Here is a 24,264-nt window from a genome sequence, read left to right as displayed (position 1 = left end):
AAGCCCGCCTGGTCGGTAGGCGAACTCACCAGAGTAAGACCTCTGTTGAGAGGAAGAGGAGGAATTCGGAGCTTGATCGGAGATCACAGGGAGCGCATAGGAGTATTGCTTGCGCGCAGCCGTGCGCCCCGTGCGCGTCGTCGGGAAGATGGCGCTGCGTGGGCAAGCCCGGCGAGGGGAGAGGGCGGGCTCTACGGTGCACGCGCTGGCCGAGCCTGCGCCGACGGGGCGCTCCAGAACGAGGATTAGGATGACAGCCTGTTCGATGGGCCGAGGGCTATCATCAGCGCTTCGGGCTGGTGCACGTCGACTTCGAGACGCAGCGGCGGACGCCCAAGGCGTCGTACGGCTGGTACCGCGACCTGATTGCTACTCATCGAACCTGGCATTCACGGTAGTTAAGCTCCGGATTGGATGTGCCGCCCGTCAGGTTCGATGCAGGTTCGGTAGGGCCCTGCGGAGCGAGCTCATGGCCGCTCAGCGCACTTGACGAGGTAATGACAGGGTGTTCGACAGATCCGGTGGTCTTCACCAATGGTTCGCTGGTGGCCCGACCAGGCGAAAAGTTGGCCCCCGGCGAACCGTTCCAGATGCCAGGACGATGTCACCGTGGTCGGCCTCACCCCGCTCGACCGTGCCTTGCTGCGCGCCATGGAGATCCACCTCGACGACCCGCGTCCAATGCCTCGTCTATGGGCACATCGACGGGGAGCCTCGTAGGCAGCGGCTGTTCCTCCGCGAGTTACCGCCTGCCAAGGCCGCGTCGGCCGCCTCACCAGTAGGCGTACCCGGCCGACGACCTGGAGCCGCGGACCCCCGGCCCTCCGGTGCTGGCACTGGCCGTATCGTCGCCATGTGACACGGAGACCACCGCGCAGGATTCGCGTCGACGGACTTGAGTACCGCTGGACAGTCCAGACCGTCGACGCCGGCCATGTCGCTGTCCACGTCTGGCTCGACGGGCCGGGCCGGCGGTGCCAAATCGTCGTATCGGTGGAGATCGACGATTACTGGCTGCTCTTCCCCGAAATCGTGGCCGCAGGTGAGAGGGCCACTGAGCTGCTCAACCTTGAACCTGTCACACCCAGGCTGACAGCTGCCCTCGTTCGCGCCGGCATCGCAGCCGGGTGGCGGCCGGAAGCGACGGGGGAGCCTTTGCACTTCAGCATGGCCGGCGATCGGACGGCCTTCGTCCTTGTTGCCGAGGCGAGTCGGTGAATGGTGAAGCGCGCATCTGGATGGCCAGCCGTCAAGGATCCGCCGCCGGAGCCAGACCGCATGCCACGAGACCAGACACCGCTGAAGTCCCTTGGTCGGGGCAGTGCGTCAGGTCATGAGGAACTGCCTTCACATCACGGTCTACGGCTGGACTAGAGCTGCCGGTCGGCCACGAGGATCCGTCCGTCGACCGTGCCCAGGAGCAGGTGCCCGCGCTCGGCCACTGCCAGGGACAGGGCCACGGTCGGGATGCCGTCCACCGTGAGGTGGGTCCGCCACTGGAGCGTCCCGCTCGCCGCGTCGAGCGCCACGACCTCGCCGGAGGTGAGGGTGGCGAAGACGGTGTCGCCGTCGGTGTCCAGTGCGGTGACGGCATGGTCGGTGGTGAAGAGCCACTGCAGCGCACCGTCCGGGTAGCCGCGCCGGACGACGAAGAAGTGCCCGTGCCGCAGTGGGCGGCTGGTGTGGATCTTGCCGGCGTGGACGAGGGCCTCGCCACTCTCGCCGGTGAGGCGGAGGGCCGGGCCGCCGTAGAGGTGGTCGATGCGGTCGGTGTCCCAGCTGAGCGGGAACAGCCGGCGGGGCTTCGGTCGGCCGCCGCTGTGGTCGTGCGGGTCGACGGCCACGACCCACTTGTCCTTCCAGTACTCCTTCTTCCCGCCCTGCAGGAAGAGGAGTTCGGGACTGTGCCGGACCGGGAAGTAGTGGTTGAACACGTCGTAGCGGCCGAGGTCGACACTACCGGACTCCCGGTGCTCCGGGGTGAGCAGCATAGTGGGGTGCGGCCGCTTCTCGTGGCGGGTGTCGCGCAGGGCGATCCGGCCGTCGAGGTCGGTGGTGAGCGCGGCCGGGAAGGCGGTGCGGGTGGTGCCGAGGGTGCTGCCGTCGGCCAGCGAGAGCCGTTCGACCGTACCGGGGGGATTCGCCCAGCCGGATCCGGTCCAGCGGGGCCGTGGGGCCACGTTCACCCAGGCGGACTCCCCGCCGGGGCAGACGGACAGCTGGCGCGCGCCGTCGGGATCGGTCAGTCGCCAGGCCAACTCGCCGGAGGGCAGCCAGCTTTCGAGCTTCACGCCTTCGAGGACGGCCAGCACCCGGCCGTCGGCCAGCCCCTCCACCGCCCAGACCTGCCGCCGCCGGGACCACTGGACCCCCTGCGCGGCACTCAAAGCGGTGAGCGTCTCCCGGGCGGCCTGCGCCAGCGCGCGGTCACCGCCGGAAGCCGCCTCCACCTGTGGCCCGGTGAGTTCCTTGGGCGACATGCTCCCGTGGGTGACGGCTTGCCAGTCGTCGCGTTCTACGACGGAGGCGAAGCCGTGGGCGAACGGCTGCTCGGACGACTCCTCGTCGTACGGGCTGACGACCACCTCCAGTGCACGGCCGTCCTCCCGCCAGCGCACCCGACGGACCTCGCATTCGTACTCCAGCAGCGAGACCACGCTTGCGTCCGTGAGGTCGACGAGCAGCAGCTCGCCCTCGAAGCAGTACCCGCCGTCGTAGTCGCCGGTGCCGACGGCGAGCAGCGGCAGGCTCGGGTGGAAGGCGATCGAGTTCACCGGCCACCGGCTGTCGAGGAGGTGTCGGCAGTCCAGCTCGCCGAGCCCGTAGACGCCGACGCGGTGGCCGCGAAAGCCGTCGACGGACCAGCCGGGCCAGTGCAGATGCCCGAGCTGGCCCCCGACGGCGACCAGCCCCCTCGCCTCGCACCGGACGGCCACCGAGGGCTCGCCCATCTCGGCGAAGGGACCGGCCCCGAGCACACGACGGACGGACAGCGGCTTGGACATCGGACAACCCCTCCCAAAGAGCCTCGGAATCCTCGCACGCCGCCCCGCCGGCGGCGAACGAATTCCGGGAAAGCCCAGGAGGTGGTTCGCATGGCCAGAGCTGTCCGCGAGGATCCATAAGAGTCCCTGCAGGAGGTGGAGGCCTTCGAACTCGACCTGAGCCCGGCCGAGCAGTCGGCCTTGGCGATCCTGTGGACACTGGGCGACCCCAAGCTGGACGAACGCGAAGTACTGGCCGCGCTCCGTGCCGACGACGTCCCGTACGGCTGCTTCTCCGACTTCTCCGCGCACAGCCTGGAGCTCGACGGGCACCTATGGCCAACCTCGGAGCACTGCTTCCTGGCCCAGAAGTTCATCGGCACCCGCCATGCCGATCTCATCCGTAGGGCCCGCACGCCGTTGCCTGCCGCCGAGCTGGGCCGTGCCCGGCCAAACTGTTGCGGCGGGACCGGTACCGGCAAGAACATGCTCGGCCGGATCCTGACGCGCACCGGCAATCAACTCCGCGTCGTCGAAGTCCCAGGAAGTCACGAGCGCTCCGGATAGTACCCAGCGACCAGCCGCCGCCCAGCGGCTCTCCCATGGAGTGATCAGTCACTCATTCGTGACGAGCTCAACCGCGCTCTCGTCTGGGCGCGAAACGTACAATCGCCGGACGAGCAGGTGCGGGAGGGCGCAGTGGGACACTTCGAGGGCTTCGACGTCGCCGGGTTCTGGGACGACTCGGCGTACGCGCTGGAGGAGTACGTGGAGGAGGCGCTGCCCTCGCGGGAGTTGATCGAGTCGTTGGAGGATGAGCTCGGCGGATACCGGCTGCCCGACTCCTACATCGCGCTGATGACCGCGCACAACGGTGGCACTCCGACCCGGGCCTGCTTCCCCATGCCAGAGGCGACGTCCTGGGCCGACGACTACATCGAGATCACCGGTATCCGGGGCGTCGGGCGGACCCGGCCGCAGTCGCTGGGTGGCGAGTTCGGCAGCCTGTTCTGGATCGACATGTGGGAGTACCCCGATATCGGTGTCTACTTCGCCGACACACCCTCGGCCGGCCATGACATGCTCGCCCTCGACTACCGCGCGTGCGGGATGCGCGGCGAGCCGACCGTGGTGCACGTCGCCCAGGAGCATGACTTCGCGATCACGTTGGTCGCGGAGAACTTCGAGGCGTTCGTCACGGGCCTGGTCGACGAGTCCGTCTACGACACCTCGGAGCAGGATCGGCTCGCCGAGCTCGCCAAGGTGGGCGACGGCAGCTTCTCCCCGGTCCTGCTGCGTGCTTTCCGTGAGGTCGCGGACGTTCTGCCCGACGCGGACCGGCGGATGCGGGCGCTCGCGGAGGCCGTCGTGCGCGACAAGGGGTTCTTCGTCCTGCACGCCGACGCGCGCTCCATGCTGATGTACGACTACCTGTTCTGGCTGTTCACCAGCTTCAACCAGGTCGACTCCTTCGAGCGGTACCTCAGGACACCTCCGCAGACCGAGCGGTCCTACACGCTGCCGAACTACGAGCTCATGATCGCCGGCTTCGGCCCCGCATCCGAGCCGTACGGCTTCCGCACCGGCGGATACGCCCCCGCCTGCCTCGAAGAGTGGTGGAACTCCCGCATCGCCTCGGGCCACATCGCCGAGACCTCCGACGGCTACCGGTTCACCGACGTCGCCATCGCCGCGCTGCTCGACGAACTCACCACCGTGGCAGGGGCGCGCGGATAGCCGTACTCGCCAGGGCGACAGCGTACCCCTCCAGGGTTCCCGAGTTCCCGAGTTGCCGCCCTGGCGATGGTTTCAAGCTCGTCGAGTCCGCCCAGGTCCGATGCCGAGTGAACGCACCCCGCCTCGTCGCCCTCGTCTTGGCCGTAGCCATCTCGAACGCGGCGAAACTCGTCGAACGACCCGCGACCCTCGCAGTGTGAACAACCTCAACTGATCCGCAGGAATCGACAATTCTTTGCTGAGGTCCGCCAGCGCGACCTGAGTCGGGCAGTCGAATAGGATGACAGGGCGTTCGACGGGCCGAGGGCTACCATCAGCGCTTCGGGCTCGTCCACGTCGGCTTCGAGACGCAGCGGCGGACGCCTAAGGCGTCGTACGGCTGGTACAGTGATCTGATCACCTCTCACCATGCAAGGCAGAGACCGGTAGTTGGCGGAGCAGCCCAAGGGCGGCAACCAGTCAGTCCGGTGAATTGGTTGCCTGAGTCCGCATTCAAGGCGGTAACGGCACTGCACTGCGCTGACAGTGGGCCGCAGCAGTGAGAACTCCGGCACGGGTGTCCCGAGCTGGACCAGGGCGGAGATGGCGGCCATCTGACTCGCACTCACTTCCTCCGGCTGACTGCGATCGGCCGTGCGTGTACCACCATGGTCGTCCCCCGGGGTCGGCGGTTGCCGATCACCCCGCTCATTCTGGTGTTCGATCTACGAGTCGTGGCCGAGGAACCGCAGAGCGGTGGCGGCGGCTCGCCGGACATCTGGAGCGCGGTCATCCCGGGCGAGCTCCGCCAGACGGTCCCGAGCGGCGTGGGCATGGCACCGGCCCAGGGCGATGGCGGCACGCGCACGGACGGCCCTGTCCGGGTGGACGAGTGCGCGCTGGAGGGCCGGGTGAGCATCACCCCGCGCCGCATCCAGGACTGGCACGAGGAGAACGAAGTGCGCGACCGCGAGCTGAAGCGCGACGGCCGTCGGCCGGTCTGAACGCTCCGGCCGGGCACGCCGCCTGGCCTGAACGCTCCGGCCGGGCACGCCGCCTGGCCTGAACGCTCTGGCCGGGCACGCCGCCTGGCCGGAGCGTTGCCTCGATGGGACGGGCGCACCGCGGACCGTACACACTGACCGTGGCCCGCAAGTCCGCGATCATCTCGACGTCCGCTGCCACCGCTGAACGCAGCGCCCAGCCCGGGCCATTCGTCGTCGCGTCCTGTGCGGGCACCGCCAGGTCTGCTTGCGAGCCGATCCCCATCACCCTGCCAACCGTGGCCGGTGCATCTCGGTCCATCGGCCCTGAACAGCCACCGGGGCAGCTCAACCCGACCTGCCCGATCCCGCCGCGACCTCGGCATCCAGTGGCCGACCGGTCGCCTACCGGCGGAGTCTCACGCGCCCGCCGCCAGCACCTCCTGCAGTGCCCTCGTCTCCTTCACCAGCCGGCTTGCCCCGCCACGCCGGGCAGCCGTCGACACCTCGGCGATCGGCCCCCGCGCGCCACTGCGCCGCGCGCAGTCGGCGGCCACCGCGAGCAGCTCGCCCGCACCCCGCACGGGCTTGGCCGTGAGCAACTGAGGCAACGCCCCCGCCAGCACCGACCAGACCGTGCCGTACGCGCCCGTCCCGGCGGCAGCGCGCGCGGACTCGGTGAGGCGGTTGGTCTTCACCGCGCCGATCAGCACCAGCTCCGCCAACTCCCGCCCGAGCAGGGTGCTGTCCAGGTCGCCCCGGACCGCGAGCATCAGCAGGGCGTCCACGGCGGCGGCGCGGTCCTCGGGCAGCCGGGCCCCCAGCCCGTAGGCGACCGCCAGGTGGACGGCCGGACCGGCCGGACCGTCGGCCTCGGCGAGGTAGGGGAGCAGCTCCGCCGCGCCCCTGGCCTCCACGTTGGCGAAGGCGTCGAGCAGCCGGGCAGCCAGCTCCTCACGGTGGTTGGGCAGTGCCGCGAGCCAGTGCCGGGACGGCGAGGAGCGCCAGTACCGGACCGTTCGCCTGCCCGAGTGGACCAGCGGCCCGAGCAGTTTCGCGGCGTCGGCCGCCAGCGGTTCGTCCAGCTCCACGCCGGGCTGCTCGACCACGGTCAGCACGGCGTCCTGCACGGTGTACGCCTCCCACCGGTCCAACCCGCGGTCTTCACCCGGTACGAAACGCACCCGGGTGGACGGCTGCGCGGGCAGCCCGCCCGACCTGAGCCAGCGCGCCACGCGCTGCCCGGCGTCCGAGGTGAGGCGCTCCGCCGCCGCCAGTACCTCGGTGTCGTCGGTCGGTACGACGCGGAGCAGGGCCTGCGAGAGGTCGGCCGGCCCGGCCTCCGCGCCGACCGCCTCATAGGCGGCGAGCCGCTCGACCAGCGCCGCCGCGTCCAGGGAGCCGCCGGCCGAGGTCGGCGTGGCGAGCAGGAACGGCGTCCGGCCGGGCCGGAGCTGTCGGGCCGCCTCCTCCAGGCGGCTCGCGAGCAGGTCGCCGAAGTCCGTGGCGCGGTGGATGCTGCGCAGGAGTTCGGGGGTCGTCCGGCGGGCAGCCACCATGGCGACGTGCAGGATGTCGGGCGGCGAACAGTCCGCCCAGCGTGTGCCGCTCCACAGGTGGACCCGCAGCACCGGCTCCAACGCCTTGACGAGCGCCGGGCGGTCACGGTACGCGTGCCGCACCAGGCCGTCGAGGGCGCGTTCGAAGGCGGTCACGTCCGCGTCGCCCGCGAGGATCGCGCCGATCTCCTCGGCCACCTCCGCCGGGCTGTCCAGCGGACCGGGCAGCGGCACGGCCTGCGGCACGGGCGGCAGCAGCTCCTCGTACGCCTCGGCGAGCGCCTGGAGTTCGACGCCGAAGAGTTCCCCGGCCCGTGCGGTGTGGGCCGGGTTGAGCACATCGGAGGCTGCCCGTAGCTGCGGGAGCACCTCCTCGCCCGCCGCCTCGAGGTGACGGGCGATCACCTTCAGTGCGCGGTCCTGCACATCGGGATCGGGGTGGCCGAAGGCGTCCGCCGCCGCGAGCACCACCTCGCCGGACCGCGCCGGATCCCGTCGCGCCGCCTTGTCCAGCCAGCTGAGCTGGGTGCGGACGAGCTTCTTCTCGGTGCGGAAGAGGACCGTCGCCGAGGCCTCGCCGAGCAGGCCGGGCGCCAGCAGGCCCGCCTCGTCGAGGTGGGCCAGCACCTGCTGGGCGTGCACCGCGACGGTGGACAGCGCGTCGAGCAGCGCGAGGTAGCTCCTAACCCGCGCCGCGTTCTCCTGGGCCGTCGGCGCGAAGGCCTGGAGAAGTGTCAGGAAGCCGCGCTGATCGCTCGCCCGGCCACCGCGCAGCAGACGGGCCAGGCAGCGGTCGATCATCTCGTCCCGGTCCAGTACGCCCTGCTCGGCGAGGCGCGCCAGACACTGCGCCCAGCCGCCGCCGTCCTGCTGTTCGTGCCACGGGCGGTCGAGCTCGGCGCCGATCTCGTCGATCTCGAACAGGCGGGGTACCAGCAGCGGAACGAACGGGTCGGCTGACAGCCGCTGCCACAGGGTGGAGCCGGCTACGCCGCCGGTCAGGTGCGGGGCCCGGTCGCGCTGCCAGCCCCGGTCGGTGAGCCAGTGCGTGACGAAACCCTCCGAGGTCGGCACCGGGCAGCCGGTGGTCAGCACCAAGTGCTCCAGGAACTGGTACTCGTCGGACCACCAGGCAGCCGTCCGGCGCTCGGCCAGCCTGGCGACCACGGCCGTCCGCCACTCCGGCGGCTGGCTCTCGACGACCGCCAGCAGGGCGGGGTGGCGCCAACCGCTGCCACGGCTGAACTCCGCGCCGCCCAGCCAGCCGGCCGCCGCCGCGGCGGCGGTGTGGCAGCCGGCCCCCGCGATCAGCAAGGCCTGCGTGATGTCGGGCTTCCGCCACCAGTCCTCGCGGATCTCCTTGCGGAACGCCTTCAGCTCCGGCAGGCAGGCGCGGCGCTGAGCGGGGGTCAGCTCGGCCAGCTCGGCGGCCACGGCGTCGGCGTCCCCCGCCCGTACCAGTTCGATCAGCTTCATCGCTTCCCCTCCACCGTCGCGCCCTCGACCGTCGCGTCCTCGACCAGGCTCACCGCGAGCGCATGCTTGCACGGCCCGCGCCCGCCCCGGTACTTGGCCCACCACAGGCAGGTGCAGCTCAGCCGCCCGTCCGCCCCCGCCCGCACCCGCTGCACGTGGTCGTCCACCGTCACCAGCGCGCCGCCCGGCTCCAGCCGCACCGCGCCCGCCGCGACCAGCGCGCGGGCGGCCCGCAGGCGCGGGTTCTGCGTCTCGGCGCGGCCGGAGTCGTACGGGAGCTGCCGGTGGAAGTACGCGGCCTCGGCCGTGTCGTAGCCGATCTGCCCGGCCGTCCCGAGCCTGGTCAGCGCGGCGCGGACCCGGGCGATCGACAGGCCTGCCTGCTCGGCGAGTTCGGCCAGGTCGATCCGGGGCTCCCAGGCCAGCAGCACCGAGACCAGCTCAGCGTCGGCGGCCGCGTCTTCGGCGACGAGCGCGCCGAGCACGCCACCCTCGCCGGAGAAGCCGCGCGAGGCGTCCGGCGACAGCGTGAGCGTCAGCCGCATGCCCGGCAGCACCACCTCCCAGGCGCCAGCCGCGGGCGACGGGCCGGCGGGCGGCCCGTACACGCGCAGGGCCAGTGCGTATCGCAGCACCCGTTGCAGGGAGGCCAGCCGCTCGGGGCCGGGCAGACAGACCGCGCCGGGGACGGGCCTGCTGGTCGGGCGCAGCGTACGGCCCGCGGCGACCACCCACTGCGTGGTTCGGGCCCCGGAGCGGGCGGTGCCACGCGGCAGCGAGCGCAGGAAACGGACGGCCTCGGCGGCCGGCACCTCGGCGCGCAGGTCGAATCCTGCCGCCAGCACCTGGGTTTCGGCGAAGCCGCGCAGCCAGCGGTCCGGCAGCGGGACCTTCTTCTCGACCAACGGACCGCCGAGGGTGGTGACCTCCAGTGCGTCCGGGCCGACGGCCAGATGCAACGGGTCGGCGGCGCCGATCAGGGTGAGCGCCTCACGAAGCGGGTGGTTGACGTCCACGTTGGTGGTGCCGTGGCCGATTTCGTCGCCGTCCAGCCCGTCGGCGAGCACGTCGAGGCGGGCGTAGACGCCGCAGCAGCCGGAGAAGGACTCAAAGCGCAGCCGGTCGCCGTTGGCCGTGACCACCGGGTCGAGCGCGGCGGGCCGCAGGGGCTGGTAGTACCGGGTGGCGGCGACGTCGGCGACCGCGAGCAGGGCAGCTGCGGCGGGCGCCGGGGCAGTCAGGAAGCCGCTGAAGAAGCGTGGGTTGGCGGCTGCTCCGGTCGGGGTCGCACCACCCGAGGTCTCCAGGGCGAGGCTGGGCCCTGCGCTGCTCTCGCGCACGGCGGAGGAGCGGAGGTAGGCGTACGTCTGTACGGCTTGCGTCATACCGAGGACGCTAGAGTCTTGCACTGACAAGCCCGGATTTCCGGAACTCGTTCCACCATCCCGACGGAACCCCGGTCACACCGTCGAGCACCGCGCAGCTGCGACCATGAGCAGGCGAACGGCGAGTCATCCTCGGGCAGCGGGCGACCTTGCGGCGGTCCCCGGCGAACGCTCCCCCGGAGAACCGGAGGCCGTGGCACGTCGGGTGAGAGACCAACGAGGTTATTGGTACAGGTAGTTCAGAAATACTGTGGCATCGACGCCGGGCGCGTGGTCGGACAGGAGTACGGCGAGTCGGTCGTGATAGGCGGGCGGCCGGCATGCTCGGTCAAGTAGGTGTCGACCAGGATGAGTTCGGCGCCCAGGCCGATGCCGACCAGGAAGCGCATGGCGATCAGGGCGCCGCCGGACTGGGCGGTGGCGCAGGCGATGGCGAGGGCGGCGTAGGCGATGAGGTTGGTCTGGAACATGCGCCGGCGGCCGAACCGGTCGGAGGCCTTCGCCAAGGCGAAGGCGCCGGGCATCTCTCCCGTGAAGGGGGCGCCGATGAGCAGGGACTTGTCGGTGGTGGTGCCGGTCCACGCGGCGGGCACCAGGGGGATGAGCAGGGTGCCGAGAGCGACTTCGAAGAAGTTGAAGAAGGAGCCCAGCCCGACGAGCGCGACGATGTGCCGGTGCCAACGGCCGACGGGCAGGTCGTCCAGGCGTCGGGCGATCTGCGATAGCTGGACGGGGGACGCGTCAGTGCGTCTGGCGATATCGGCGGCCATGGCGATGCTGCTTTCTGTGCGGCTCCGGTGGGGGCGTACGGGCGCGGGTGGCGGCGCCTGGTGTGAGGTGCGCAGCGGAGGCGGCAACGGCTGGTGCGGTTGGTGGAAGCGGGTGGGCCGGTGCGCCGAACTGCTGCTGTGGCATGTGGTGGTGGCCGGGCTGACGAATATGTGGCCGCCCGCAGCCGGTTCCCGCGGTGTGTGCGGCGCGTGCGGTGCCGGCTGCGGGCTTCATCCCGTTGCGGCGGGCGTCCGGTTCACGGTCGGTGGGCCTCCAGAGCGTCGAGCCACTGGCGGAAGTCGTCGACACCACGGCCGGTGAGGGCTGCGCCGTGGGCGAAGCCGACGGCCCTGAGATCGCGGGGGATCCGGGCCAGGCTGCCGGTCCTCAGAGCGGGGTCGGCCGCGAGTGCGGCGGGGCCGAGGCCGAGTTCGCCGCGGTGGAACACCGCGTCGCCGGTGAGGAGCGTCCTGCTGGGTTCGTGCAGAAGGACGACGTGGCCGGGGGAGTGGCCGGGGGTATGGATGACGCGCAGGCCGCTCGCCTCCACGAGGTCGCCGTCGACGAGGCTCTGATCGGCCGAGAGCGGGCGCCAGTGCAGTTTGGGCAGTCGGTCGAGGAGCCGTCCGGCGGCGCCGGAACGCCCGGAGCCGGGCACGCGGCCGTTCTCCAGCCAGGAGCGTTCGGCCTCGTGGATGAGGAACGGTGCCCCGGTCAGCTCCCGTAGGTCGTAGGCACCTTGGACGTGGTCGGGGTGGGCGTGCGTGATCACGACGCGCTTGATGTCGGACGGCTTGCGGCCCAGTTCGGCGATGGTCCGGAGGATGGCGCGGGGTGCGTTGGCCCAGCCTACGTCGACGAGGGTGAGGCCGTCCTCGGCGTCGACGAGGAAGGCGTTGTCGCGGCGGGTCGTGGGGATGCGGACGATCCCGGGGGCGAGTTGATCAGACATGGGAGGCCTTGGGGAGGGGGACGTAGCCTTCGCGGGCGAGCTTGGGGAGGATGCCGCCGGCGGCGAGGATGTCCAGGACCAGCGGCGGAAGGGCGCCGCCGGTCAGGCGCACCCGGGTGACGGTGTTCTCGATCCAGCCTTCGGCGAAGTCGAGGGCGGCACCGTCGCCGTCGGCGAACGCGGCGTGCACGCCCGGAACGGTGAGAGCGGGCAGGCCGTGGTTGATGCAGTTGCGCAGGAAGAGGGAGTTGAACTCCTCGGCGACCACCGCGGCGATGCCGAGCTCGCGGAAGAGCGCGGCGACGGGCCGGGAGGAGCCGAGGCCGAAGTTGCGCCCGGCGACCACGATGTCGCCCTTGTGGACCTGGTCCGCCCAGCCGGGGCGCAGCTCGTAGAAGATGTGCCGGGCGGCCTCGGGGATCGACAGCCTCATGGCGAAGGCCGGGTACATGGCGTCGGTGGTGACCGAGTCGCCCACCACCCAGACGTGGCCCGAGATCTGCGTGTCCATCAGTTCAGTTCCCCTCGCGGGTCGGTGACGTAGCCGGTCAGGGCGGAGGCGGCGACGGTGGCCGGGGAGGCCATGTAGATCTCCGCCTCGGGGCTGCCCATGCGGCCGGTGAAGTTGCGGGTGGAAGAGGTCAGGCAGACCTCGCCGGGGGCGAGCAGGCCCATGTGGTAGCCGAAGCAGGCGCCGCAGGTGGAGTTGGTGACCACCGCGCCGGCGTCGGCCAGGTCCTGCAGGTAGCCCGCGCGCATCGCCTCCCGGTACACGGCCTGCGAGGCGGGGGTGACCAGCAGCCGCACGCCCGGGGCGACCCTGCGGCCCTTGACGATGGCGGCGGCGATCGCGATGTCCTCCAGCTGCCCGTTGGCGCAGGAGCCGATGAAGCACTGGTTGACCGGTCGCTTCTCGATCGCGGACACCGGAAGGGAGTTGTTGCTCACGGTGCCGGGCCGGGCGACGTACGGCTCCAGCGAGGACAGGTCGACGGTGCGCACGGCGGCGTAGGCGGCGTCCGGGTCGGGGTCGGCCGCCCGGTAGGAGTCGGGGGTGGCGCCGCGTTCGGCGAGGAAGTCCCGGGCGAGGCCGTCGATGGGGAAGGTCGAATAGTCGGCGGATATCTCGGCGCCCTGAGTGGCGATGGTGCGCCGGTCGTTCATGGGGATGGAGGCGAGGCCGGCTCCGCCGAACTCCAGGTTGTGGTTGGTGGCGTCGCCCCAGGTCCCGGCGATGTGCAGGAAGATGTCCTTGCCGGAGACGGCGGCGGGCTTGGCGCCGGTGAACTCGTAGCGCAGGGTGGGGGCGACCTGGAACCAGGTCTGGCCGGTGCAAAGGATCGAGTAGACCTCGGCGGGGCCGAGGCCGCGGGCGGCGGTGTTGTACGCGCCGGCGGCGCAGGTGTGGGAGTCGGTGCAGGCGAGGATCTCGCCGGGACGGGCCAGGCCGTTCTCGGCGATGACCTGGTGGCAGATGCCGTGCCGGCCGACGTCGTAGAACTTGGTGATGGCGAAGTCGCGGGCGAACGCGCGGGCGCGGGTGCCGCCGAGGGCGTCGCCCACCGAGGGGGCGGGGACCGCGTGGTCCATGACGACGGCGACCTTGTCGGGGTCGTTGATCCGCAGCGGCGGCACCCACATGGTGGCGAACTGCAAGTCGATCATCACGGTCATGTCGACGTCACAGACGACGGTCTGACCTGCCGCCACCTGCTCCTGGCTGGCCTTGCGGGCCAGGATCTTCTCAATCATGGTCATGCCCATCGGGCATTCCACCTTCATCGTTCGGGGCCGGCGTTCAGCCGGTCGGATGGGTCGGGTCGTGAGGCCGGGGCCGGTCGCGAGGTCAGGCCGGGTGCGGTGCGGCGGTGCGGTAGCGGTCGCCGACGGCGGACCACTCACGCAGCCCGACCAGCTCGAACAGGCCCTGCGGGCCGGGCGTGAGGTCCGTGGGCAGGGTCCCGCCGAGGCGCTGGAGGGAGTCGAAGCCGGCCAGGACGACCGGTCCCAGCAGCGCGCCGGGGTGGATCGCGATGCGGAAGCCCAGTGCGGCCAGTTTTTCGGCGGCGGTGTCGGGGGTGAGCCCGCCCTGCACCATGTTGATCAACAGGGGTGCGTCGACCCGGGTGGCGATCCGCTCGATCTCCTCCGGGCTCTGCGGGGCCTCGACGAAGATGACGTCTGCGCCGGCCGCGGCGTAGCGGTTGGCCCGGTCGATCGCCTCGTCGATCCCCAGCGGGCCGCGCGCGTCGGTGCGGGCGACGATCACCGTGTCGGGGTCGGTGCGCGCGTCCAGGGCGGCGCGGAGTTTGGCCTCGAACTCGTCGGCCGTGACCAGTTCCTTGTCCGGCAGGTGGCCGCACTTCTTCGGGAACGCCTGGTCCTCCAGCTGGATCGCGGCCACTCCGGCGTGCTCGTAGGCGCGTACGGTGCGGACCACGTTCATGGGCTCGCCGTACCCGGTGTCGGCGTCCGCGATCAGCGGGACCTCCCCGAGGGATTCCGCGACGACGCGGGCGCGCTCGGTCATCTCGGTGGCGGTGAGCAGGCCGATGTCGGGCAGGCCGAACCCGGCGACGGCCACGCCAGCGCCGGTCAGGTAGGCGGCGGTGAAGCCGCAGCGCGCGACAAGGTGGGCGCCGAGCCCGTCGTAGACGCCGGGCGCGGTGATCAGGCCGTCGTCGGCCAGCAGTCGGCGCAGGCGCGCGCCCGGGGTGAGGGTGATGGTCATGGCTGCCTCGGTTTCGGGTTTAGTCCAGGGCGCCGCGGACGGGAGCGGCGAGCAGGTCGATGAGCGGGCTCAGGTCGCGCTCGGATTCCAGGGCGAGGACACGGCGTTCGATCTGCTGGGCCCGGTCCGGGTCGATGACGTGGGCGGACAGGCCGCGGAATTTGGCGACGATCTCGTCGTCGGTCAGCGGGTCGTCCGGGCCGCCGTGCGGCTGGTTGAGTGCGTGGGTCACGGTTCGTCCGTCGTGGAGCCGGAACGTGACGCGGGTGTTGTAGCCGGGCTGGTCCCAGGCGGGATCCTGCTGGAGGTCGACCTGTTCGACCGTGGTGCGGGCGATCAGCGCCCACACGTCGTCCGCGTCGATCCGCTCGTCGGTGAACTGCGCCGGGCCCACCGTGCCGTCCAGCAGGGCGACGGCGACGGCGTAGGCGATGTTCATCTGCGCGCCGATCGCCGTCAGGGGCCGCTCGGGCTGCCACCAGCCGTGGTGGTGGACGGCGGCGGGAACCTGGATCCGGATGGCCGCGACGTCGTTGGCGGTGAAGGAATGCTCGTCGGCCAGGAGGCAGGTGGCGTCGATGGCCGGATGCAGCCCGCCCATCGCGGCGTGGATCTTGATGGTGATGGCTTCGGTGTTCCACCACTCGCCCAGGCCGTCCACGATCCGGGAGGCGTCAGGGGCGTGGCCCTCACCGAAGGTGGACAGGAACCCGCCGAAGGGGCGCTCGAAGACCCGCTTGATGCCGGTGTATCCGGCGGCAGCGAGACCAGCGGCGTAGAAGCCGTTACGGGCGGCGAAACCGTGGTGCATCCGCTTGGACATCGCCTCGTACTGGGCGGCCATCAGCCCCGCGGACTGAGTGGCGGCCAGGCCGAGCGCGTCCTCGAACGCGGCCGCGTCCAGACCCCGCAGCACACCCGCGGCGGCGGCCGCCGCGTGAGTGCCGAAGACGGAGCCGGAGTGCCAGCCGCGGACCAGCATCTCGGGCCCGTTGAGGGCCAGGCCCACGCGAGGGCCGACCTCGAAACCGGCGATTGCAGCCCGCAGGAAGCGTTTCCCGGAGACCGGCCCGATCTGCGAGGCCGTCGACAGGAGCGCCGGCAGTACGAGGGAAGCGCTGTGCAACGGCGCCGACGGGAAGTAGTCGTCGAGTTCGAAGCCCTGGATGAAAGTCCCGTTGAGGACGGCCGCGGCCGGAGCGCTGGTGGTGCGGCCCCAGCCGATCAGCGGCGCATCGCCGGCTCCCTCCATCGCCAGGACCGCCTGGACCGCGGTGCGCGACCACGGCAGCTGCGCGCCGATGAGCGCGCAGCCGATGCCGTCGAGGACCAGATGCGCGGCCCGTGTGCGGACGTGCGCGGGGATCTCCCGGGTGCCGGCACCGCTCAGCCAGGTGGCCAGCCGACCGGTGGGCCCCTGAGCGGCGGTGGGTTCTTTCGCCCGTGGGGGTGAGGGCGGGGACTCGGACATGGTGCGACTCCTGGGTCGATGGGCAGCCCAAATAGAGCTACATTCGAATTTATAACATCTATGTTTGCACTTGTCGCCGGGTAGGGTGAGCGTGTGGCTCTCAGACGCACTTCTCTTCCCCGTACCGCCGAGGCCGTCGCGCTCACGGAACTACGCGACGCGATCATCCGTGGTGACCTGCCCCCCGGCGCCCCCATCCGGCAGAGCGCCGCCGCGGAGCAGCTCGGCCTGAGCGTCATCCCCGTCCGCGAGGCACTGAAGACCCTCGCCGGCGAGGGCATCGTCGACTACCAGGCACAGCGCGGCTACACCGTCGCCGAGCTGCGACCGGAGAGCGTCGACGACATCTTCCGCCTGAGGGAGCTGCTGGAGACCGAGGCCGAGGCGAGGGCCGTGGCCAGGGTGAGGCCCGAAGACCTCGCCGCCATGCGCGAGGCGCTGGAAGCGCAGGCGCGGGCAACCGACAGCGCCGATGCCCATGCCGCGATCGTCGCGAACAAGGCCTTTCACTTCGCCCTGCTCGACCGTTGTGACAATCAGTGGCTGCTGCGCTTCGTCCGCCAGCTGTGGGAGGCGTTGGAACCCCACCGTGCGCTCGCCTACCGGCGGACCGCTGCCGACGGCGACCGTGCCCGCGCGGACGAGATCGTCCACGAACACGGCGAGATCCTCGCCGCGCTCGAGTCGGGGAACGCCGACGAAGCCCTGCGGCTGATGGCAGGCCACCGCGACAGTGGTCAGGGCGACTTCCACCGCCTCCTGCCGGCGGGCTCGGACACCACGGGCTGAGCGGCCGACCACGGCGGGCCGGGCAGTAGGGCTTCACCGCGGCTTCGCGTCGTCGAGCGGCGTGAGCTGGTTGCGGCCGGCCGGCCAACCGGGGCGGTCTGCGGCCGAGGGCCCCGGCGCGGTGGCACGGGTTGTAGGGGCGCGCCGAGCTCGAGCCGTGCGAAGCGGTCATCCAGGTGTCCCACTGGGCCACGGGGAAGGCTCGGGGCATCATCGACAGGGGCCGCTCGTGCGCCCCGCGCACGAGACGTTCACGGACTACCTCGCGGACGTGTGGGGGCCCGGGGATACCGAACTGCTGGTGCACCGGTGGACGGATCCCGGCTCCGTGTCGGGTGGAGTGCCGTCCAGGCCATCACGGAGGAGCCCGAGTACCGGCACGGTCCGGGCAGCGGTGTCCCGTGGGAAAAGGACGGGGCGTGCACGGGAGCCGCCGAACCCGGGGACGCCCGCTTGGAGAACACCTCGGCGCGTCTGCTGACTCACCCCGCCTGGTCGTGCCGGTCGCCGGCCCCCCGCCTGCGGCTCGCTGCGGTCCGCCCGTGCGGCATGAGTCCGGCAGGCGAATAAGATGACAGGGTGTTCGACGGGCTGAAGGGTTCGGTCAGCGTTTCGGCCTGGTCCACGTCGACTTCGCGACGCAGCGGCGCACCCCGAAGGCGTCGTACGCCTGGTACCGCGACCTGATCGCCGCCCACCGGGCGCGGCACACGAGGTAGGTCGGACGCCGGCCGCGGCCTCGATCTCGGTGCACCCCTTGCGCTGCTTCTCCGCCACCAGCTTGCCGCAGTGCGCCTCCGCCGCGTCGACGGAGTCAAGCTCCTTCACCCGGACGCGGCCCTCGGTACCGATCCGGCCGTAGTGCACTCGCGCCGACGCGCCCTCGACGCCGCCTCCCAGAACTTCGCAGTACCGTCACCGACGAGCTCCCAGCGCCGCACAGCTCCTCCTCCATGCCGTAGTCGGCGCGCGCTCGACCCCGGTCACCGCCCTTGCCGTGAACGGAGAGTGCACGCGGTACCCCACCCTCGCGATACACGGCAGTGCCCGGCTGCGCCACGGTGCTGTGACCGCGCCCTGGCGTTCGACCATGATGCGTCAGAAGGCGAGGCGGAGTCCCCGAGCCGCGGATGTGCTCAGGGGGCGAAGTCGAGGCGTACGAGAGGGTCGTGGTGGATGCGCTCGAGTGGCACCCCTGCGAGGGCTGCGCCCGGCCTCACCGCCGGGCGGTGCGCACGGCGCCGGCCCCACCCGGAACGCCACAGCTCCTCCACCCGTCCTCCGTCCGGTCGGCACTCGCGGCGACGGATCCGGCGCGCGTCGTACAATTCGCCGCCGGGTGGCTGCGCGATCGGACGACCGGTCGACCGAGGAAGCGAACTCGCCTGTGTGCGAAGGGTTTTGTGGATGCATGCGAAGCATCCGAATCGTGACCTGCGATCCGTCCCGGGCGGGAACCCGAGGCCCTGACGTTCACGTCGCCGACATTGCCGTGGCACGTCGCGGCAGTGGCGCACCCGACGTCCGTCCGGACGGCGCGGCGCAACTCGCCCGACCCGAGAGAGACCAAGAGAGAGACTGAGAATGAACGGCCAGACCGAGGGCGCGCCGGCGGAGACCGACGGCCTGTGGACGCTGCCCGGCTACACCCATGAGCGCGAGCTCGGCGCCGGGGCGAGCGGGCGGGTGGTGCTGGCCCGGCATGACTCCACCGGCACGCGGGTCGCCGTCAAGTACCTGAGCGCGGCGGTCGGTGACACCGCCTCCTTCCGCAACGAGGCCGTGCTGCTCGGCGGCCTGTGCTCGCCGCAGGTGGCCGCGCTGTACGAGTACGCGGAGAGCTCCCGGGGCGCCGCGATCGTGATGGAGCTGGTGGACGGCGTCGCGCTGCGCAGGCTGCTGAGCCAGGAGGGCGCCACCTCGCCGGAGGCGGCGCTGGTGGTGCTCAAGGGGTCCCTGCACGGCCTGGCCGCCGCGCACGCGGCCGGTGTGGTGCACCGCGACTACAAGCCGGAGAACGTGCTGGTCGCGGCCGACGGCTCGTCCAAGCTGGTGGACTTCGGTATCGCGGTGCGCAGCGGCGAGCGGCCGGGCGTCGCCGGCACCCCCGTCTACATGGCCCCCGAACAGTGGGCGGGCGAGCCGGCCTCGCCGTCCGGCGACGTGTACGCGGCCACGGCGACCTTCTTCGAGTGCCTGACCGGTACCAAGCCCTACCGCGGTAAGACGCTTGCCGAGCTGGCGGTCAAGCACACCGAGGCACCCATCCCCGACGAGCTGGCGCCGGAGCCGGTCCGGCCGCTGATCCGGGCCGGCCTGGCGAAGACGCCCGGGGAACGCCCGCAGAGCGCGGCCGCGCTGGTCGAGGAGCTCGAACGGGTGGCGCGTTCCGAGTACGGCGAGGACTGGGAGGAGCGCGGGCGAGGGGCGCTCGCGGCGCTGGTGGCGCTGCTGCCCCTGCTGCTCCCGTCCGGCGGCGGTGTGGGTGCGGGCGGCACCACGCTGGCCACCACGGTGCTGGGCGGCGGCGCGGACTCGGCCGCGGCTTCGGCCACCGCCGACGTCGAGCCCGCACGGCGTCCTCGGCTGAGCCGGAGGGCCCGCATCACGGCGGGCGCTGTGGGCGTCATGCTGGTGGCCGGGGCGATGGCCGGAATCGCGGCCGCCAACAGCGTGGATGCCGCACGCGTGACGCCCGCGGCTGCTCCGGCACCGGAACTGACGACCTCGCTGGCGCCTGCGGCGAGCGCGTCCTCGGCCGGGCCGTCCGCGAGCGGTTCACCTTCCGCCTCGGCCTCGGTGTCGGCGTCCTCCTCGACGAGCGCCACGCCCGGTGCGACGGCTACTCCCACGACCCCGACCGGGCCGAGCGCTGCGGGCCCGGCCGCCACCGACGCACCTGCGCCGGTCCCCGGGCCGGTGACGGATCCGACGGCCACCACCGGGGTTCCGACTCCGCCGAGCCCGTCGACGCCCTCGCCATCCCCGACGCCGCTGCGCGTCATCTCGCTGACCATCTCCTCGTACGGCTGCTACGGGAACTACGGCACCAAGGGCACCGTCAAGGTCACCACCAACGGCGCCAACACCGGTACGCTGAAGGTAAGTTGGGTAGACGGCGGATCATCCCGGAAAGTCGTCGCGACCCAGAGCCTCACGCTCGCCAAGGGCCAGGCCAACGTGTCGTTCCCGGTCAGCCACACCTTCGCGGACAACGCGACCGCGTGGGGCCTGCAGGTCGGCACCGACCCCGCTGCACTCCGGGGCCAGGGCAGCTACCAGGAGGTCTACGCCTACCTGTGCAACCCGCCCCGCTGACCGCCCCCGCGGACCACGCCGCACCACCCGCCAGGAAGAGACCATGACCACACCTCAAGAGCGCCCGGCCACGGAGACTGTCCCGGAGCCGGACCGCACGCTGCGCCTCGACAGACCGGCGCCGCCCGACCCTGCCGCCGCCACGACGGTGCGGCTCACGCCTGCCGACGTGTGCGTCGTTGGTGAGAGCGGCGAGTCTGACACCGTTGCCACTGTGGAGCTGGAGCCCGCGGCCGCCGCCACGACGGTGCGGCTCACGCCTGCCGACGTGCGCGCGGTCGGCGAGGAAGCCGAGAGCGCCACATTGCTCGACGAGGAGGCCTGGGCCACCCCCGCCGCCACCGTCGAGCTGTCGGACGCCACCGTCGGGACGACGGTCGAAGCGCCCCTTGAAGCCACTCTCGAAGCGACCGTCCCGGCTCCGGCGGGGCCGTTGACGTCGACGGGTGAACCTCGGGCCGACGGGCTGCGCCGGTTCGGTCCGGGTGTGCCGAGCGCCACCGCGGACGTTCCGGCGCTCGCCGCAGCCGTCTGGCACGGCACCACCCGTCCCGGCGAGTCGGCGGCCGCGGGAGCCCCGCGGCCAGGCCGGAGGCGTCTGGGGTGGCTGCTGCCGTTGCTGGTCCTGCTCGCCGTGCTGGGCTATCTGGCCTGGCAGGGCTCCGCGCAGGCACTCTCGGTGACCGCGGTCTCGGTCCGCACGGATCCGGCCGGCCCGGCCTGCGACGGCACCGCGACGGTCATCGGCACCTTGCGGACCGAAGGCCGGGCCGGCACGGTCTCCTACCGCTGGCGCCGCAGTGACGGTACGGTCTCCGCCGACATCGCCCAGCCGGTGCCGAAGGGCAGCCACCAGACGGACGTGGTGCTCCGCTGGACCTTCGAGGGCAAGGGAGCCATGGCGGCCACGGCGACCCTGGAGGTGCTCTCCCCGGACTCCCGTACCGCCTCGGCCTCCTTCACCTACACCTGCCACTGAGCCACCGGATGCCGTCGCACCGACCGCCGGCAGCGGACCGCCGAAGGCGGTCGGGGCCGCTCAGCGCCTGACGTCCGCGCCTCCCGCATCGGGGCGCGCGGAACAGCCATCACACTCCGCCCACGCACCAGTAGTGCGGAACGAGGAAGGGCCTTCGGAGCGGGGGCGGAGTCGGTCACGGGGCGAGCACGGTGGAACCGGGGCATGGTGCGTACCCGTCCGCTGGCGGAGCCGCCGGCGTGGTCCACTCGGTCGGTGGCGTCTCCTACGATGACCGCCATGAACACAGCGGGGGCGGAGCAGCGCCTCATCGACGGCCGGTTCGAACTGCTGCAACAGCTCGGTGGCGGCGGTATGGGCCTGGTCTGGCGGGCACGCGACAACGCACTGCAACGCGAGGTGGTAGTCAAGGAGGTCCGCCCGCCGGACCCGGCCATGGCGGCGGCCGACCCGGCCCAGGCACGGCAGCTGCGCGAACGGGTGCTGCGCGAGGCGCGGGCGCTCGCCCGGCTTCAGCACCCGAACGTGGTGGTGATCCATCACATCGTGGACACCCCGGACCACCCGCATCCCTGGCTGGTGATGGAGCTGGTGGCCGGCGGCAGCCTGGCCGACCGGTTGGCCAAGGGCCCGCTCGGCGTGGCCGAGGCGGCCCGGATCGGCCGGGGCGTGCTGTCCGCGCTGCGGGCCGCGCACGCCGGCGGCATCCAGCACCGGGACGTCAAGCCCGGCAACGTGCTGCTGCGCCCCGACGACACGCCGGTGCTGGCCGACTTCGGCATAGCCGCGATCCAGGATGCGACCGCCCTGACCGCGACCGGCGCGCTGATCGGCTCACCCGAGTACATCGCGCCGGAACGGATCCGCGGTCAGGAGGGAAATCCGTCCTCCGACCTGTGGTCGCTCGGCATGATGCTGTACGTGGCCGTCGAGGGCCGCCACCCGCTGCGTCGGGCGACCACGCTCGCCACACTCGCCGCCGTGCTCGATGAGCCGCTGCCACCCCCGGCCCGCGCGGGGCGGCTCGGACCGCTGCTGACCGCGCTGCTCGCCAAGGACCCGGCGGTCCGCCCTGACGCTGAGCAGCTCGACCGGATGCTCGCGGCGGCTGAGCACGACGACGGCGCCGCCTTCGAAGACAGCGAGCCGCAGGCCGTCGTCGCCGCGCCGCCGCCCGGTGGTGCCGCGTCCCCGGCGGACCGGATTCCGCCGGACTTCGCCCGTCCGCCGACCGGCCAGGTACCACTGGCGTTCCGGCCGGCTCCGGGCACTCCCGCCAAGCCCTCGGCGGCCACCCGCCGGGGCCGGGTCGTCGCCGCCACGGGGGTGGTCACCGCCGTCGTGCTGGCCGGCGTCGTCGCCCTGCTCCTGAGCCAGGGCGGCGCGACGGCGGCGCACGGCACCACCGCGGGCTCGACGACCGGCACGACGACCACGGTCACCAGCAGCCCGGGCACGGCCGGCACCAGCGCACCCGCCGTAGCGCCGCCGTCGGCATCCCCGGGCGGGGCGAGCCTGCTGACGCCGGACGGCGTGCGCCGGACGATCGACGCGCTGCACCCGTACCTCTCCGGCGGCAAGGTCTTCCAGCTCGTCATCTACCCCGACTACGCCATCGCCCAGGTGCCCACCGCCGCCGGCGCCAAGGTCTACGACGAGGTCAACTACCGTGACGGCAAGGCGGTCCGCTCGGTGGGCGGTGAACTCATGCCCGACGAGAAGGCCATCGATCTGCAGGACTTCGACTGGGACGTCCTGCCGGCCCTGTTGCAGAAAGCCCAGGACACTCTGAACGTGGCCCACCCGACCAGCCGTTACCTCATCATCGAGGCCGACATGTTCGACGGCTCGCCCAGTACCAAGGTCTACCTCTCCGACGACTACGGCAGCGGATACCTGGAGGCGGACTTGAAGGGCAACGTGACGCGGACCTACCCACGCAGCTCCTGAAGGCCGCGACGACCGGGACGACTGGTGTCCGGCGGGCCGAGCGGTTCAGTCAGTGCTTCGGCCTCGCCCACATCGACTTCGAGACGCAGAAGCGGACTCCGAGGGCGTCGTACGGCTGGTACTGCGATCTGATTGCCACCCAACGTGCAGGAGGAGGGCGGTAGTTGTGGCCTTCTCGGTGAAGCGCACGGCGCCGGGCCGTTGTCGGCACGCTCAGCGCCGACGCAGCGTCCGGGCTGCGGTGGCGAGGCGGCGGGCGGCTTCGGTCAGTTCGGCGGGGTCGGCGGCCGCGGCGAAGCCCAGGCGCAGGTGGGCGGCGGGAGCGTCGGTGGGGAAGTAGCGATGGCCCGCGTTGAGGGATACGCCGTGCAGGCGGGCCGTGTCGGCGACGGCGATGTCGGTGAGGTGGGCCGGCAGCCGGAGCCACAGGTGGAGTCCGCCGGCCGGCTGGCGGGTGAGGGTCCAGTCGGGCAGTTCGCGGCCGAGGGCGGTGGCGAGCGTGGTGGCGCGTTCGCGCAGGGCGGTGGCCAGGGCGCGCAGGTGGCGGTCCCAGGCGGGGGTCGAGAGCAGTTCGACGGCGGCCTCCTGCAGCGGGCGGGCGACGAAGAAGTCGTCCACCAGGCGCATGCCGCGCAGCCGTCGCATCACCGGGCCGCGCCCGCTGATGCTCGCGCTGTTCGTCCTGTCCTTCTTCACCTCGTACCTGGGCCTGGGCGTGGCAGGCGTCATCATCGTCAGTCTCCGCCAGATCCTGACGCCGCAGTCGATGATGGGCCGGATGACGGCGGCGTTCCGAACCCTCCTGTTCGGCGGCGGCGCGCTCGGCGGACTCTCGGCCAGCCTGCTCGCTGGCCGGCTCGGGGCCCACGGTGCGCTGGTCGTGGCCGCGGCAGGCTCCGCCGCCGTGGTGCTCGGGCTGATCGTCTCCCCGGTCAGCCGACTGAAGGAGATGCCACCGGCGCCTCCGGCAGCCGCCGACGGGTGACAGCCGCGTCGGGCCGATTCCCACAGGGCCCGCGTCGGGAGGACTCGGCCTTCGAGTCGCCGACGCGCGCCATTGCGGTTGGGCAACGAAGGACCGCGCGGCGTCGGGCGTCAGGTGCCGTTCACGCAGACCACTCCGAGGAATCCTCGCCGTCGGCGGGTGGCTCCGGCGTCCGGCGGAAATGGGATGACAGGGTGTCCGGCGGGCCCGAGGGC

20 protein-coding genes and 4 pseudogenes are annotated in these 24,264 nt (G+C 71.9%); 12 read left to right on the top strand and 12 right to left on the bottom strand.

Going from position 1 to position 24,264, the window contains the following annotated elements:
- Window positions 1-266: 266 nt before the first annotated feature.
- Both UK12_RS37865 and UK12_RS13145 read left to right on the top strand, forming a co-directional pair.
- A pseudogene (locus UK12_RS37865) lies at window positions 267-398 on the top strand (family 1 glycosylhydrolase); the annotation flags it as partial.
- Window positions 399-993: 595 nt separating this feature from the next.
- Window positions 994-1,218 carry a hypothetical protein gene (locus tag UK12_RS13145; RefSeq protein ID WP_045303088.1) on the top strand — a complete coding sequence of 75 codons (225 nt, stop codon included), beginning with the start codon at window positions 994-996 and terminating at the stop codon, window positions 1,216-1,218.
- Window positions 1,219-1,370: 152 nt separating this feature from the next.
- Here the strand turns inward: UK12_RS13145 and UK12_RS13140 are convergent, their stop codons facing one another.
- A complete protein-coding gene (locus tag UK12_RS13140) occupies window positions 1,371-3,005 on the bottom strand; it encodes a hypothetical protein (protein WP_045303087.1) in 1,635 nt (544 codons plus the stop codon).
- 135 nt (window positions 3,006-3,140) lie between these two features.
- Between UK12_RS13140 and UK12_RS13135 the strand changes: the two genes are divergently transcribed.
- The 3 genes and pseudogenes from UK12_RS13135 to UK12_RS45025 form a co-directional block, all read left to right on the top strand.
- On the top strand, window positions 3,141-3,551 hold the full coding sequence (locus UK12_RS13135) for a hypothetical protein (RefSeq protein WP_052681847.1): 411 nt from the start codon (window positions 3,141-3,143) through the stop codon (window positions 3,549-3,551).
- A gap of 132 nt (window positions 3,552-3,683) precedes the next feature.
- Window positions 3,684-4,721 (top strand): SMI1/KNR4 family protein, encoded by a 1,038-nt coding sequence (locus tag UK12_RS13130; RefSeq protein ID WP_063838250.1) that lies wholly within the window; start codon window positions 3,684-3,686, stop codon window positions 4,719-4,721.
- 308 nt (window positions 4,722-5,029) lie between these two features.
- Window positions 5,030-5,263: pseudogene (locus UK12_RS45025) on the top strand (family 1 glycosylhydrolase); the annotation flags it as partial.
- A gap of 162 nt (window positions 5,264-5,425) precedes the next feature.
- Here UK12_RS45025 and UK12_RS45020 read toward each other — a convergent pair.
- From UK12_RS45020 to UK12_RS13085, 9 genes are all read right to left on the bottom strand, one after another.
- Complete coding sequence (locus tag UK12_RS45020) at window positions 5,426-5,647, bottom strand: HEAT repeat domain-containing protein (protein WP_197084809.1); 222 nt, start codon at window positions 5,645-5,647, stop codon at window positions 5,426-5,428.
- A gap of 455 nt (window positions 5,648-6,102) precedes the next feature.
- On the bottom strand, window positions 6,103-8,718 hold the full coding sequence (locus UK12_RS13120; protein ID WP_045303084.1) for a DUF6493 family protein: 2,616 nt from the start codon (window positions 8,716-8,718) through the stop codon (window positions 6,103-6,105).
- The gene (locus UK12_RS13115) at window positions 8,715-10,103 is read right to left on the bottom strand and encodes an SWIM zinc finger family protein (RefSeq protein WP_045303083.1); all 1,389 of its coding nucleotides are present in this window, start codon (window positions 10,101-10,103) and stop codon (window positions 8,715-8,717) included. The genes UK12_RS13120 and UK12_RS13115 overlap by 4 nt, the downstream gene beginning before the upstream one ends.
- 239 nt (window positions 10,104-10,342) lie before the next feature.
- Window positions 10,343-10,873 carry an MFS transporter gene (locus UK12_RS13110; protein WP_045303082.1) on the bottom strand — a complete coding sequence of 177 codons (531 nt, stop codon included), beginning with the start codon at window positions 10,871-10,873 and terminating at the stop codon, window positions 10,343-10,345.
- 257 nt (window positions 10,874-11,130) lie between these two features.
- On the bottom strand, window positions 11,131-11,826 hold the full coding sequence (locus tag UK12_RS13105) for an MBL fold metallo-hydrolase (protein WP_052681846.1): 696 nt from the start codon (window positions 11,824-11,826) through the stop codon (window positions 11,131-11,133).
- The gene (locus UK12_RS13100) at window positions 11,819-12,337 is read right to left on the bottom strand and encodes a LeuD/DmdB family oxidoreductase small subunit (RefSeq protein ID WP_045303081.1); all 519 of its coding nucleotides are present in this window, start codon (window positions 12,335-12,337) and stop codon (window positions 11,819-11,821) included. Before UK12_RS13100 ends, UK12_RS13105 begins: the two co-directional genes overlap by 8 nt.
- Window positions 12,337-13,584, bottom strand: a complete 1,248-nt coding sequence (locus UK12_RS13095; protein ID WP_231591181.1) for a 3-isopropylmalate dehydratase large subunit — start codon at window positions 13,582-13,584, stop codon at window positions 12,337-12,339. The genes UK12_RS13100 and UK12_RS13095 overlap by 1 nt, the downstream gene beginning before the upstream one ends.
- A gap of 88 nt (window positions 13,585-13,672) precedes the next feature.
- Window positions 13,673-14,557: an isocitrate lyase/PEP mutase family protein gene (locus tag UK12_RS13090; protein ID WP_045303079.1), complete on the bottom strand. Its 885-nt coding sequence runs from the start codon at window positions 14,555-14,557 to the stop codon at window positions 13,673-13,675.
- A gap of 19 nt (window positions 14,558-14,576) precedes the next feature.
- Window positions 14,577-16,028, bottom strand: coding sequence for an MmgE/PrpD family protein (locus UK12_RS13085; RefSeq protein WP_045303078.1), 1,452 nt, complete (start codon window positions 16,026-16,028; stop codon window positions 14,577-14,579).
- 93 nt (window positions 16,029-16,121) lie between these two features.
- Here UK12_RS13085 and UK12_RS13080 point away from each other — a divergent pair, with 93 nt between their 5' ends.
- Together UK12_RS13080 and UK12_RS39655 are read left to right on the top strand one after the other, a co-directional pair.
- Complete coding sequence (locus UK12_RS13080; protein ID WP_045303077.1) at window positions 16,122-16,817, top strand: GntR family transcriptional regulator; 696 nt, start codon at window positions 16,122-16,124, stop codon at window positions 16,815-16,817.
- A gap of 599 nt (window positions 16,818-17,416) precedes the next feature.
- A pseudogene (locus UK12_RS39655) lies at window positions 17,417-17,536 on the top strand (family 1 glycosylhydrolase); the annotation flags it as partial.
- A gap of 34 nt (window positions 17,537-17,570) precedes the next feature.
- Here UK12_RS39655 and UK12_RS45015 read toward each other — a convergent pair.
- Window positions 17,571-17,684, bottom strand: a pseudogene (locus UK12_RS45015) (WGR domain-containing protein); the annotation flags it as partial.
- 717 nt (window positions 17,685-18,401) lie between these two features.
- On the opposite strand from UK12_RS45015, the gene UK12_RS13075 reads away from it, so the two are divergent.
- The 4 genes from UK12_RS13075 to UK12_RS44380 all read left to right on the top strand — a co-directional run bounded on the left by UK12_RS13075 (window position 18,402) and on the right by UK12_RS44380 (window position 23,228).
- Complete coding sequence (locus UK12_RS13075) at window positions 18,402-20,135, top strand: serine/threonine-protein kinase (protein WP_045303076.1); 1,734 nt, start codon at window positions 18,402-18,404, stop codon at window positions 20,133-20,135.
- Window positions 20,136-20,178: 43 nt separating this feature from the next.
- Window positions 20,179-21,114, top strand: a complete 936-nt coding sequence (locus UK12_RS39645; RefSeq protein WP_231591180.1) for a hypothetical protein — start codon at window positions 20,179-20,181, stop codon at window positions 21,112-21,114.
- Window positions 21,115-21,393: 279 nt separating this feature from the next.
- The gene (locus tag UK12_RS13065) at window positions 21,394-23,064 is read left to right on the top strand and encodes a serine/threonine-protein kinase (protein ID WP_045303096.1); all 1,671 of its coding nucleotides are present in this window, start codon (window positions 21,394-21,396) and stop codon (window positions 23,062-23,064) included.
- Window positions 23,007-23,228 carry a family 1 glycosylhydrolase gene (locus tag UK12_RS44380; RefSeq protein ID WP_156178695.1) on the top strand — a complete coding sequence of 74 codons (222 nt, stop codon included), beginning with the start codon at window positions 23,007-23,009 and terminating at the stop codon, window positions 23,226-23,228. Before UK12_RS13065 ends, UK12_RS44380 begins: the two co-directional genes overlap by 58 nt.
- 49 nt (window positions 23,229-23,277) lie before the next feature.
- Here the strand turns inward: UK12_RS44380 and UK12_RS13060 are convergent, their stop codons facing one another.
- Entirely contained in the window at window positions 23,278-23,691 is a 414-nt protein-coding gene (locus UK12_RS13060) for a hypothetical protein (protein WP_156178693.1), read from the bottom strand.
- Here UK12_RS13060 and UK12_RS13055 point away from each other — a divergent pair.
- Window positions 23,690-24,049 (top strand): MFS transporter, encoded by a 360-nt coding sequence (locus UK12_RS13055; RefSeq protein WP_052681843.1) that lies wholly within the window; start codon window positions 23,690-23,692, stop codon window positions 24,047-24,049. The two genes, UK12_RS13060 and UK12_RS13055, sit on opposite strands and share 2 nt — an antisense overlap.
- Window positions 24,050-24,264: the final 215 nt, after the last annotated feature.

This window comes from Saccharothrix sp. ST-888 (assembly GCF_000955975.1).
Classification (GTDB): domain Bacteria; phylum Actinomycetota; class Actinomycetes; order Streptomycetales; family Streptomycetaceae; genus Kitasatospora.
This window is presented reverse-complemented; position numbering and strand designations above follow the sequence as displayed.